This window comes from Streptomyces sp. CB02923, from assembly GCF_001905005.1.
Taxonomy (GTDB): Bacteria; Actinomycetota; Actinomycetes; order Streptomycetales; family Streptomycetaceae; genus Streptomyces.
In genome coordinates, this window is sequence record NZ_LWKZ01000027.1 from 171,225 (window position 1) to 183,185 (window position 11,961).

The following is an 11,961-nucleotide window of genomic DNA, read 5'->3' on the forward strand; positions in this document are numbered from 1 at the left end:
AGGACCGGGCCCTATCGGTCGTCCGTCGAACCCTGTCGGCGATCACCATCGGATCTGATGGGATCCGGCCTCGTGGTGCGGTGCACCAGGCCGTCCAGGATGAGGGTCAGGCCGGCCTCGAATGCCGACTCGTGGTCGATCACGGGCATGTCCGCCTGCGGTTCCGAGTCGTCGCCGGAGCCGGCGTCCGCCTGTTCCTCCAGGGCGCTGCCGACCGTGAAACGGCCGGCGGCCAGCATGGCCATCTGTGCGTCCCGCTCAGGCACTCCCGAGGTGACCAGGAAGGTCATCTTGCGGCGGATCCGGTCGAGGTCGCCCGCGGGGGTGCTGCCCGCGTGGAGGCGTGCGCCGTCCCGGCGCATCAGCAGGGTGCGCCGGAAGCTTCGTGTGTTGTCCAGGAACCAGTCGCGCCAGTCGTCGTCGGGCGTCGGCAGCGGGGCGGCCGCATGCGGTGCCATCGCCGCCTCCGCCATGGCCGCGAGGAGGTCCTTCTTGGTGCGGAAGTACCAGTAGAGCGAGGGCTGTTCGACGCCCAGCCGCTTCGCCAGGCGCCGCGTACTGACCGTGTCCAGCCCGACCTCGTCGAGCAGGTCGAGCGCTTCGGAGACGACGATCTCGCGGTTCACCTTGGTCACGTTGACAAAACTATCACTGATAGATGACGCTGAAGAGGAATCATTCACCGATAGATTTTTGGGGTGACGGGCATGGCCGACGGATCGGGAGCGCGCCCCCTGCGGGTCCTCGTCGCCGGTGGCGGGATAGCGGGCCAGGCGCTGGCCTTCTGGCTCACGCGGGGCGGCCACAGCGTGACCGTCGCCGAACGCTTTCCGGCGCTGCGGGCCACCGGGGCGCAGGTCGACCTCCGCGGGCAGGGCATCGAGGCCGTCGAGCGGATGGGACTTCTGGACGCCGTCCGCGGCAGACTGGTGGACGAGGCGGGTGTCGCCTTCGTCGACGCGCGCGGCCGGGCCAAGGCGACGATCATGGCCAACACCTCCGGCCGCGGCCGGCAGAGCCTCACGTCCGAGTACGAGATCATGCGCGGTGACCTGGTACGCATCCTGCACGACGCCACCAAGGACGACACCGGGTACGTCTTCGGCATGAGCGTGGACGGCTTCGAACAGGACGGACAGAAGGTCGTCGCGCACTTCTCCGACGGCTCCTCCGGCGAGTTCGACCTCCTGGTCGGCGCGGACGGGCAGGGATCGCGCATCCGTCGGGCGATCCTCCCCGCGGACTTCAACCCGTACCGGCGGATCGGCATCCACATGGCCTACTGGTTCGTGCCGCGCACAGCGTCCGACAGCACCATCCGGGACACCTACATGGTCCCGGGCGGTCGTCAGATCATGCGCCGCAGCCACAACCCGACCGAGACCCAGGTGTACTTCGTGATGCGGGAGGAGTCCGAGGAGGCCTCGGCGATCCACCGGGAGCCCGTCGAGCGCCAGCAGGAGTTCTGGGCCGGCCGGTTCCGCGACGCGGGGTGGCAGACCGAGCGCTTCATCGGCGGTATGCGGACGAGCCCCTTCTTCTACTCCCAGGAGATCGTCCAGGTCCGGACCGACACCTGGTCCAAGGGCCGCGTGGTCCTCGTCGGCGACGCCGCCCACTGCGCTTCCCCGTACAGCGGCATGGGCGTCTCCGGCGGCCTGGTGGGCGCCTGCGTACTGGCCGGCGAGATCAACCGGCACCCGGGCGACCTGCCGACCGCACTGGCAAACTACGACCGCGTGCTGCGGCCCTTCGCCGACGAGATCCAGGGCGGGGTGAATCCGCGTCTCCTGCGCCTGGGCATGCCGATGACCCAGCGCGCGATCGACGCCTTCCAGGCCGCCACCGCGCTGGCCTGCTTCCTGCGCGTTCCCGATCTCGCCGCGCGCTTTTCGAAGGAGGACCGCGGCGGCAGCTGGCAGCTCCCCGAGAACCCGGCGCCGATCAGCACCGCCTGAAAGCAGCGGGACATCGGGGGCAATGGCCGTCGCGAGTGGCACGGCAAGAACGAAGGCACCGGCCCGCAGAGTGGTCAGCGCTCTGTCGGCCATGCCGGAGTCGGCGCCGGAGATGTGCGTGAACGTTTCCGTCATGCCGGGCAGCCCGGCGGCAACCTGGACGTACACGGCGTGCGGGGCGGAGGCGGGTTCGGCGAGGTGTCCGGCCTGCTCGCTCTCCAGGACGAGCGCGGTGAGCGCCTCCGGCTCGGCGGTCAACCGGCACGCCGAGGACCGTAGAGCCCGCTGGACAGGCAAAACGGGCACGTCACCGAACTGGAACCAAGGTCGCTCCGCTACCGGTGTTTTCCGTTCGGATGCTCCCCGAGGGCCGGTCCCCGCCGGGCCCGGCGGAACCCGCCCGACAACTGTGGATCTCTGGTGACCACATGACAGACTGTCACCATGTCTCCGACCCGTTCCCAGGCCGAACGCGACGCGATGACCGTCGAGATCGGTTTCGCCCTGCTGACCGGTGTGTTCGCGGCCGTCCTCGCGTTCGGCGTGGTCGTGAGTCCCCTGTTCTTCATCGGTCCGGACCGGACCTGGACGGGGGTGTTCCTGGCGGCGGCCGGAAGCGCGGCGGGGGTCGCGTTCGTGTGGCGGGTGGTGCGTGTCCTGCGCCGATTCACCGGCCGGCGCTCCGGGCAGGGCCGGTAGGGCGCTTCCGACGGATCTCCGCGGCCTCGGCACGCCCGGTACGCACCCCGGCCCGGCCGGCCGGAGAGCGCTCCCGGGCCGGACGGGCGGCTACCCGAGCCACCCCGGGCGCACCAGACCCGACTCGTAGGCCAGCACGACCAGTTGGGCCCGGTCCCGGGCGCCCAGCTTGACCATCGTGCGGCTGACGTGGGTCTTGGCGGTCAGCGGGCTGACGACCAGACGGCGGGCGATCTCCTCGTTCGACATCCCGATGCCGACGAGAGCCATCACCTCCCGCTCCCGCTCGGTGAGCGCGGCCAGCGTGCCGTCGGCCGCCGGTTCCTTGGAGCGGGCGGCGAACTCGGCGATCAGCCGGCGGGTCACGCCCGGGGAGAGCAGCGCGTCGCCCTCGACCACGGCGCGTACGGCCCGCACGAGTTCCTCCGGCTCGGTGTCCTTGACCAGGAACCCGGAGGCGCCGCAGCGGATCGCCTCGAAGACGTACTCGTCCAGCTCGAAGGTGGTGAGCATGACGACCTTCACGGCGGACAGCCGGGGGTCCTCGGTGATCTGGCGGGTGGCGGCGAGACCGTCCAGCACCGGCATCCGGATGTCCATCAGGACGGTGTCGGGCCGCAGCTCGCGCAGGGCGACGAGCGCTTCCTCGCCGTCCGCCGCCTCGCCGACGACCTCGATGTCGGGCTGGGCGTCCAGCAGGGCCCGGAATCCGGCGCGGACCAGCAGCTGGTCGTCGGCGAGCAGTACCCGGATCACGACTCCTCCTCGGTGGCGTGGGGCTTCACCGTATCCGGAGCGTGCGCGGCACCGGGCCGCTGCGGCTCCGGTGGCCCGGCGGGTGTCGCGGGGCGCAGCGGGACGCGGGCGTGCACCCGGAATCCGCCGTCCGGGCGTGGCCCCGCCTCGACGGTGCCGCCGAGTGCGGCGGCGCGTTCCCGCATGCCGATCAGGCCGTTGCCGCCCCCGATGACGTCTCCGGCGCGCCCGGCCGCGGTCGCCGGACCGTCGTCGTCCACCGTGATCTCCAACGCGTCGGTGCGGTGCCCGAGCCGGACCCGGGCGGTGCGGGACCCGGAGTGCCGCACGATGTTGGTCAGCGCCTCCTGGACGATCCGGAAGGCGGCCAGGTCGGCGCCCGGAGCGAGGCCGGTGCGGGCGCCGCTCTCGGTGACCTCCACCGTGAGCCCGGCGCCCGCGGCCTGCTCGCGGAGTTCGGGCAGCCGGTCCAGGCCGGGTGCGGGGGCGCGCGGGGCGTCGCCGGGGGTCCGCAGCGTGTCCAGGACCTGTCGGACCTCGCCCAGTGCTTCCTTGCTGGCGGCCTTGATGGTGGTCAGGGCGGTGCGGGCCTGTTCGGGGTCGGCGTCCAGGAGGGCGAGGCCGACGCCCGCCTGGACGTTGATGACGGAGATGCTGTGCGCGAGCACGTCGTGCAGTTCGCGGGCGATCCGCAGCCGTTCCTCGTCGGCCCGCCGCCGCTCGGCGGCCATCCGCTCGGCGCGTATCCGCGCGAACTGTTCCCGGCGTACGCGCGCCAGCTCGGAGACCGCCACGACCGCCGCCACGACGGCCGTGACGAACAGCTGCTCTCCCCAGGGCGCGGGCCGGTCGCCCGGCGGCGGCAGCCAGCGGTACAGCCAGTGGCCGACCAGGAGGTGGCTCGCCCAGACCAGACCGACGCCGGTCCAGGCCGCCGTGCGGTGCCCGGCGACGATGCCCGCGAAGCAGCCGAAGGCGACGACGAACAGGACCGGACCGTACGGATATCCGGCGGCGAGATAGACGGAGCAGACGACGGCGGTGCCGAGGGCGACGGTACGCGGGTGGCGGTGCCGCAGGAGCAGCAGGGCCGCGCCCGCGATCAGCAGCGTGTACGCGAGCGGGCCGAGGTCGGCGCGGCCGGGCTGCCCCTTCGCGGCGAACCGCGTGCCGACCAGCACGAACACGGTCAGCCAGACCGTCGAGAACCAGGGCAGCCGGGCACCGCCCCAGGCTCCGGGGTGAACACCCCCCGCCGCCCGCCACCCGCCCGGACGCGGGCCGCCCGGTCGCGGGCCCTGGCAGAACCGCGCCCACCGCGGCCGTCCGTCGTCCATGCCGCCACGCTAGACCGGCGCACCGTACGGGGGCGTCAGCCCGGCGTGGTGATCACGCGTACTCCGCGGGGAGTAGCTCCGGGGAGCGGCCGGAGGAAGTCGCCTGCGGGGTACGGCCACAGGAGGCTGCCCGCGGGGAGCGGCCGCAGAAAGTCGGCTGCGGGGAGTGGCCGCAGGGAGTAGCCGACGACGGCGGCATCGCCGACACTGTTCGCCACCGGGGCACGGCTCCCCCGCCGGGAGACACCCCGTCACCCCGTACAGGAGCACCCCGTACGGGAGCGCCCCCGTACAGAAGCGCCCACGGACAAGAACGCCCCCGTACAAGAACACCCCATACAGGAGCCCCATCCCAGAGCACCCCTCCCCCGGAAGCCCCGCTTCTCCCGGAAGCCCCGCTTCCGCCGACGCCCAGGAGGCCGCCCGATGACGACCACCCCTGCCTACGACAAGCCCGGCCGCCTCACCGTCCGTCTGAACGGTGTGATCGGCTGGTTCGCCCGCCACGGTGTCAGCTTCGCCGGGGCCGCGGACCTGGCGGTGCGGGGACGTACGAGCGGTACGTGGCGGCGCGTCCCGGTCAATCCGCTGACGTACCGGGGCAGCACGTACCTGGTGTCCGCCCGCGGCACGTCGGCGTGGGTGCGCAATCTGCGGGCGGCGGGCGGGGGCACGCTGCGCGTCGGCCGGCGCACCCGGAGCTTCACGGCCGAGGAGCTGCCTGCCGCCGAGACCCCGGAGCTGCTGCGCGCCTACCTGAAACGGTGGGGCTGGGAGGTGAAGCTGCACTTCGGCGGGGCGGGCACGGACTCCTCCGACGAGGAACTGCTCGCGGTGGCGCCCGGCCACCCGGTCTTCAGGCTGACGTTCGCCGCATCGGAGCCCGAGCCGTCCTGAGGACGGCCCCGGCCCCGCCGCGACCGAACCCGCCCGCCCCGGGCCCTACCGGTCCAACGTCCCCAGCGCCCGCCGCGCGACCGGATGCGTACGGACGATCTCGGCCAGCGTCGTCGTGCCGCGGACGATCTTCGCGAAGGCGTGCCAGGCCGGGCGGAAGCCGGTGAGGGCCGCGTGGATCATGCCGGGGCGGCGGGAGAAGAGGGTGAGCATACGGCGCCCGACGCCCATCTCCACCCCGAGCCCGGCCTTGATCGCGAAGGCGTAGTTCAGGGCCTGGCGGCGCGCGTCCACCGCGTCGTTGGCCTCCGCGACGCGGGCCGCCCACTCCCCCGCGAGCCGCCCCGACCGCAGCGCGAAGGAGATGCCCTCGCGGGTCCACGGCTCCAGCAGTCCGGCGGCGTCGCCGCAGACCAGGACGCGGCCGCGGGAGAGCGGCGAGTCCTCGGCGCGGCAGCGGGTCAGGTGCCCGGAGGAGATGTCCGGCTCGAAGCCCGCGAGGCCGAGCCGGCCGATGAAGTCGTCCAGGTAGCGCTTGGTCGCGGCGCCCTCGCCGCGGGCCGAGATCACGCCGACGGTGAGGGTGTCGCCCTTGGGGAAGACCCAGCCGTAGCTGCCCGGGATCGGGCCCCAGTCGATGAGCACCCGCCCGGCCCAGTCCTCGGCGACCGTCGGCGGTACCGGGATCTCGGCCTCCAGGCCCAGGTCGACCTGGTCCATCTTCACGCCGACGTGGGCGCCTATCCGGCTGGCGCTGCCGTCCGCGCCGACCACCGCGCGGGCCAGCACCACCTCGCCGTCGCCCAGCACCACGGCGACGGTCCGCCGGTCGGGCACCGCCGAGCCGTGCTGTTCGACCCGGGAGACCGTGGCGCCCGTACGGAGCTCGGCTCCGGCGTCCTGGGCGGTCTTGACCAGCTGGGCGTCGAACTCGGGGCGGTTGATCAGCCCGAACAGCATGTTCTTGGAGCGGCGGGTGCGGGTCAGCTTCCCGTTCAGGGAGAACGTCACCGCGTGCACGCGGTCGCGCAGCGGCAGGTCGAAGCCGGGTGGCAACGCGTCGCGGGACGGTCCGATGATGCCGCCGCCACAGGTCTTGTAGCGGGGCAGGTCGGCTTTCTCCAGGAGCAGCACCCGGCGTCCCGTACATGCCGCGGCGTAGGCGGCCGACGCTCCGGCGGGCCCCGCGCCCACCACCACGACGTCCCACACCTGCTGGTTCTCCTCGGCTGCGCTGTCGCTGCTCACCTGTGCTTCTGCTCCCGTTCGATGCCTTGCTGCGCGTACCGCCCGCATCCTACGGCGCGCCGCCGGACGGTCTTCCTGTGGGAAGATCGGCCCCAGAATCGCCCGTACGTACGGTTGGTCCGGTGGGGTAGAACCGGACGGACCGGCACGTGAGACCCACGTGTACAACGCCGCGCCCACAAGGAGCGTTCCATGCCTGAAAGCCCGCTCGCGCAAACCGTCGCCTCGCTGCAGTCCCGGGCCAGGACCGAGCTGGCCGAGCTGGTGGCCTTCAAGTCGGTCGCCGATCCGGCGCAGTTCCCGCGCAGTGAGTGCGAGGCCGCCGCAGAGTGGGTCGCGGGCGCACTGCGCTCCGAGGGCTTCACGGATGTGGCGCTGCTGGACACCCCGGACGGCACGCAGTCCGTGTACGGCTTCCTGCCGGGGCCCGCCGGGGCGCCGACCGTGCTGCTGTACGCGCACTACGACGTGCAGCCGCCGCTGGACGAGTCCGCCTGGATATCGCCGCCGTTCGAACTGACCGAGCGGGACGGCCGCTGGTACGGGCGCGGTGCCGCCGACTGCAAGGGCGGCCTGATCATGCACCTGACGGCGCTGCGGGCGCTCAAGGAGCACGGCGGCGTCCCGGTCAACGTCAAGGTGATCGTGGAGGGCTCGGAGGAGCAGAGCACCGGCGGCCTGGAGCAGTACGCCGAGGCCCACCCCGAGCTGCTGACCGCCGACACCATCGTCATCGGTGACACGGGCAACTTCCGCGTCGGCCTGCCGACGGTGACGGCGACGCTGCGCGGTATGACGGTGGTCCGCGTCCAGGTGGACACCCTGGAGGGCAATCTGCACTCCGGCCAGTTCGGCGGGGCGGCCCCGGACGCGCTGGCGGCGCTGATCCGCGTACTGGACTCGCTGCGGGCCGAGGACGGCACGACGACCGTCGACGGTCTGGAGCCGGACGCGTGCTGGGACGGCCTGCAGTACCCGGAGGAGGAGTTCCGCAAGGACGCCAAGGTGCTCGACGGCGTCGCCCTGACCGGCAGCGGTACGGTCGCCGACCGGATCTGGGCGCGCCCCGCCGTCACCGTCCTCGGCATCGACTGCCCGCCGGTGGTCGGCGCCACGCCGTCCGTGCAGGCGGGCGCGCGGGCGCTGGTGAGCCTGCGGATTCCGCCGGGCACGGACGCGGTGAAGGCGTCCGAGCTGCTCACCGCGCACCTGGAGAAGGCCGCCCCGTGGGGCGCGCGGGTCACCGTCGAGCAGATCGGGCAGGGCCAGCCGTTCCGCACCGACACCGGCAGCCCGGCGTACGCGTCGATGGCGGAGGCGATGCGGGAGGCGTACGACGGCGCCGAGATGCAGACGTCCGGTATGGGCGGTTCGATCCCGCTGTGCAACACCCTCGCCGCGCTCTACCCGCAGGCCGAGATCCTGCTCATCGGCCTCAGCGAGCCGGAGGCGCAGATCCACGCGGTCAACGAGAGCGTCTCGCCGCAGGAGCTGGAGCGCCTCTCGCTCGCCGAGGCCCTGTTCCTCCAGCGGTACGCGCGGCAGTCCGGCACCGCCACCGGCTGAGCACCCCTACGGCACGGGCACCGGCTGAGCACCCCTACGGCACGGGCACCGGCTGAGCACCCGTACGACGCGAACGCCGGCCGGGGGCCCTTCCGCCGCCCCCGGCCGGTGCCGCCTCATCCCACAGGGACGCCCGCCTCAAGATTGAGCGGGCGTCCCTGTTCGCGTGCGCGCAGGGCCCAGCGGAGCCGGTTCCAGCGGACCGGGGGCAGCATGTCCGCCGCCTCCTCCTCGGTGGCGAACCGCCAGTCCCGCAGTTCGGGTCCCGGCAGCAGCAGATCGCGGATCTGCTCGCCCGCCAGCCGCCCGCCGTCGAAGAGCATCCGCAGCCCCCCGAAGCCGGGCGGCACGGGTGGTTCCCAGTCCAGCACCAGCAGCCGTGGCGCGCTGCGCAGCCGGATGCCCAGTTCCTCGGTCACCTCGCGCAGCCCCGCGCGGGCCGGCGGCTCGCCCGGCTCCACGACGCCGCCGGGGAACTCCCAGCCCGGCTTGTACGTCGGGTCCACCAGGAGCACCCGGTCGGCGTCGTCGAAGAGCAGTACCCCGGCCGCCAGGGTCTCCGCCGTGGGCTCCGGTGTCTGCACGATGTCGCAGGCCCCGGCGCCGGTGCGGACCGCTTCCGCGACCCGCTCGGCGGTCTCTCGGGGCGTCAGCCGGGCGGTGTCGATGACGTGCGCGTCCTGCTTGAGCCAGCCGAGCGCGTCCTCGTACGACTCCAGGTGTGCGCGCTGCCGGGCGGCCGTGTCGCCCGCCGGGCCCCCGGTACGGCCGGCACGGCCCGCCCGCTCGCGGAGGATCGTTTCCTCCGCGTGCAGCAGGACATGGCGTACCGGCACCCGGCGCGAGGCGAGGCCGCCGAATATCTCGTCCCGGTAGTCCTGGCGCAGCAGCGGCATGGGGGTGATGAGCGGCCCCGGCACCTCGTTGAGCAGGGCGGCGGCCGTGTCCACGACGAGCCGGCGCCAGGACGGCAGGTCCTGGTAGTCGCCGATCTGCGCCAGCCGCGCGGCGGGCAGCATCAGCCGCAGCTCGCCGCCGACCAGTTCGGGGTCGTAGAGCGTGCTTCCGGGAAGCAGGTCCAGCAGGTGCCGGGCCGCGGTGGACTTTCCCGCACCGGACGCGCCGTTCAGCCAGACGATCACATTGCCCCCTTGTCCCTAGACCCCTGTGAGTTGCCCGTAACACCCTGCCACGGAAACTTTTGCGGGGACGGGGCTATCCGCGTGCTGTCGCAGACGTGGCCTTTTCCACCTTCGGCGCGATCCCGGAAGGTTTGAAGACCCCCTTGTACGCGCTGATCGCGGCCACGGCGGCGACGAGGATGCTGGTCACCACGTCCTTTCCGGCGAAGTCCCCGGCGAAGAGCGCACTCCCCAGTCCCACCAGCACCGAGACCATCACCTGCACCAGAGTTCTGGTGGCGTGCGACCATTGCGGCTGATTCACGACGGAGATGAGCAACGGCGACACGAACCCCACGATCAGCGCCCACATCTGAGCATTCGTCATGACGCTCCCCTTTCCCGCTCGGGATGTAGCCGGAGCGTCTCCGCCCCGGCCGGGCCCGGCAAGGGGCCGCGCACCGATATTCCCCGCGCGGGCGCGCGGTGACACGGACCGGTCCCCTCATCCCTTGTCATCCTTTGTTCGCACCCAGGGTCAGACCCGCGATGAAGTGCCGTTGCAGGAGCAGGAAGACGACGATCGTGGGCAGCGCGACGATGACCGAACCCGCCGCCAGCAGGTTGTAGTCGGTGAAGAACTGGCCGCGCAGATTGTTCAGTGCCGAGGTGACCGGGAGTTTGTCCCCGTCGGACAGGAAGACCAGGCCCCAGAGGAAGTCGTTGTACATCCAGGTGAATTCCAGGGTGCCCAGCGCGGCCAGCGCGGGCCGGCACAGCGGCAGGGTCACCCGCCGGTAGCGCGTCCACACCCCGGCGCCGTCGACGATCGCGGCCTCCAGGATTTCCCGGGGCAGGGTCCGCATGAAATTCGCCAGCACGAAGACGCAGAAGCCGAGCTGGAAGGCGACCTGTACGGCGAGCACGGCCCAGAGCGAGTCGTAGAGCGTCAGCGAGTCGGACATCCAGTACGGCAGCGGCACCTTGGTGAAGAGCACGTAGAGCGGGGTGACGATGACCTGTTGCGGCAGCAGGTTGCCGGCCGTGAAGAACATCAGCAGGAGCAGCGAACCGCGCAGCCGCAGCCGGGCCACGGCGAAGGCGGCGAAGGACGCCAGGAAGAGCGTGATCAGCACGCCCGGTACCGCGATCAGGAGGGTGTTCAGGAAATAGCGGCCCATGCCGGAATCGGTGAACGCCTGCCGGTAGTGGTCGAAGGAGAGCCGGTCCGGCAGGGAGAAGTAGCCGTCCCTGGCGGTCTCCTCGTACGGGCGCAGCGACGCGTAGACGGCGAGCAGCAGCGGCGCGAGGAAGGCGAGCGAGACGGCGAGCAGGAAGGCGTGCACCCCCCAGCGGCCACGGCGGCGGTCACGGCGGCGGCCGGGTGCGCCTCCGGCCGGTCCGGCGGGGCGTACCGGGCGCGCGGTCCGTACGGCGGGCACGGTCATCGGCGCTCCTGCCCCCTCAGTTCCTGGACGAGAAAGGTGACGATGAACCCGAGCGAGACCAGCAGCAGGACGACGGCGATGGCCGAGCCGAAACCGATCCGGCTCGCCTCGCCGACGATGTTGTCGGTCACCAGGACGGACAGCAGTTCCAGTCCGTTGCGGCCCTTGTTGACGGCGTAGACGATGTCGAAGGCGCGCAGGGCCTCGATGACGGTGATGACGCCGACGATGACGTTCACCGGGCGCAGTGCGGGCAGCACGACCCGGAGGAACGTCTGCCGTTCGGTGGCCCCGTCGATGGCCGCGGCCTCCTTGAGCTCCGGGTCCACGGACTTCAGCCCGGCGAGGTAGAGGATCATCACGTATCCGGTGTGCCGCCAGCAGGCGGCCAGCAGGATCATCCAGATGTTGAGGTCCGGGTCCCCGAGCCAGTCGACCGGGTCGTTCCCGATGCCCAGCAGGGCGTTCAGGGCGCCCTGGTCCCGGGAGAGGATCAGCTGGGCGATGAAGCCGACGACGGCGAGCGAGAGCACCACCGGCATGTACAGCGTGGACTGGTAGAAGCGGCTGAACCGCACGCCGCGGTCGATGAGCGCGGCGAGCAGCAGTCCGAACGGTGTCGCGAGCAGGCCGAGGGCGGCCAGCCACAGGAGGTTGTTGCGGACCGCCGGCCAGAACTGCGGATAGTCGGCGAAGAGATGCTCGTAATTGCCCAGCCCGGCCCATTCGATGTCGCCGACGCCGTCCCAGTCGGTGAAGGACAGGCCGACGGAGGCCAGCGTCGGGCCCCAGACCAGGACGAGGTCGAGCAGGACCGGCAGGCCCAGCAGGACGCACAGGACGGCGAGGTCGCGGCGGCTGTGGCGCCGCGGGCCCCGGCGTCCGGCGCGCCGTGCCGCGGTCTTCGGCATGGTTTCCGGCCCCCCGTCGG

At 72.1% G+C, this 11,961-nt stretch carries 12 protein-coding genes; 4 read left to right on the forward strand and 8 right to left on the reverse strand.

Annotation, left to right across the window (positions count from 1 at the left end; genetic code table 11):
* Positions 1–11: 11 nt before the first annotated feature.
* Entirely contained in the window at positions 12–635 is a 624-nt protein-coding gene (locus tag A6A06_RS35610) for a TetR/AcrR family transcriptional regulator C-terminal domain-containing protein (RefSeq protein WP_079194591.1), read from the reverse strand.
* Positions 636–707: 72 nt separating this feature from the next.
* On the opposite strand from A6A06_RS35610, the gene A6A06_RS35615 reads away from it, so the two are divergent.
* Together A6A06_RS35615 and A6A06_RS35620 are read left to right on the forward strand one after the other, a co-directional pair.
* Complete coding sequence (locus tag A6A06_RS35615) at positions 708–1,958, forward strand: FAD-dependent monooxygenase (protein ID WP_073767538.1); 1,251 nt, start codon at positions 708–710, stop codon at positions 1,956–1,958.
* 444 nt (positions 1,959–2,402) lie between these two features.
* Positions 2,403–2,657 (forward strand): DUF6332 family protein, encoded by a 255-nt coding sequence (locus A6A06_RS35620; protein ID WP_073767540.1) that lies wholly within the window; start codon positions 2,403–2,405, stop codon positions 2,655–2,657.
* A 90-nt stretch (positions 2,658–2,747) separates the two neighbouring features.
* Here the strand turns inward: A6A06_RS35620 and A6A06_RS35625 are convergent, their stop codons facing one another.
* Together A6A06_RS35625 and A6A06_RS35630 are read right to left on the reverse strand one after the other, a co-directional pair.
* Positions 2,748–3,413, reverse strand: a complete 666-nt coding sequence (locus A6A06_RS35625) for a response regulator (RefSeq protein ID WP_073767542.1) — start codon at positions 3,411–3,413, stop codon at positions 2,748–2,750.
* A complete protein-coding gene (locus A6A06_RS35630) occupies positions 3,410–4,750 on the reverse strand; it encodes a sensor histidine kinase (protein WP_073767544.1) in 1,341 nt (446 codons plus the stop codon). Before A6A06_RS35630 ends, A6A06_RS35625 begins: the two co-directional genes overlap by 4 nt.
* A gap of 426 nt (positions 4,751–5,176) precedes the next feature.
* Here A6A06_RS35630 and A6A06_RS35635 point away from each other — a divergent pair, with 426 nt between their 5' ends.
* Complete coding sequence (locus A6A06_RS35635) at positions 5,177–5,647, forward strand: nitroreductase family deazaflavin-dependent oxidoreductase (protein ID WP_073767546.1); 471 nt, start codon at positions 5,177–5,179, stop codon at positions 5,645–5,647.
* 45 nt (positions 5,648–5,692) lie between these two features.
* Here A6A06_RS35635 and A6A06_RS35640 read toward each other — a convergent pair whose 3' ends face one another.
* Positions 5,693–6,895, reverse strand: coding sequence for a geranylgeranyl reductase family protein (locus A6A06_RS35640; protein WP_073767548.1), 1,203 nt, complete (start codon positions 6,893–6,895; stop codon positions 5,693–5,695).
* A 192-nt stretch (positions 6,896–7,087) separates the two neighbouring features.
* Here A6A06_RS35640 and A6A06_RS35645 point away from each other — a divergent pair, with 192 nt between their 5' ends.
* The gene (locus A6A06_RS35645) at positions 7,088–8,461 is read left to right on the forward strand and encodes a dipeptidase (RefSeq protein WP_073767550.1); all 1,374 of its coding nucleotides are present in this window, start codon (positions 7,088–7,090) and stop codon (positions 8,459–8,461) included.
* Between the two features lie 116 nt (positions 8,462–8,577).
* On the opposite strand, the gene A6A06_RS35650 is transcribed toward A6A06_RS35645, so the two are convergent.
* From A6A06_RS35650 to A6A06_RS35665, 4 genes are all read right to left on the reverse strand, one after another.
* A complete protein-coding gene (locus tag A6A06_RS35650) occupies positions 8,578–9,603 on the reverse strand; it encodes an NUDIX hydrolase (protein ID WP_073767552.1) in 1,026 nt (341 codons plus the stop codon).
* A 73-nt stretch (positions 9,604–9,676) separates the two neighbouring features.
* A complete protein-coding gene (locus A6A06_RS35655; protein ID WP_199931383.1) occupies positions 9,677–9,970 on the reverse strand; it encodes a hypothetical protein in 294 nt (97 codons plus the stop codon).
* Positions 9,971–10,097: 127 nt separating this feature from the next.
* Entirely contained in the window at positions 10,098–11,030 is a 933-nt protein-coding gene (locus tag A6A06_RS35660; protein ID WP_073767556.1) for a carbohydrate ABC transporter permease, read from the reverse strand.
* Positions 11,027–11,941: a carbohydrate ABC transporter permease gene (locus A6A06_RS35665; RefSeq protein WP_073768308.1), complete on the reverse strand. Its 915-nt coding sequence runs from the start codon at positions 11,939–11,941 to the stop codon at positions 11,027–11,029. The genes A6A06_RS35660 and A6A06_RS35665 overlap by 4 nt, the downstream gene beginning before the upstream one ends.
* Positions 11,942–11,961 lie beyond the last annotated feature (20 nt).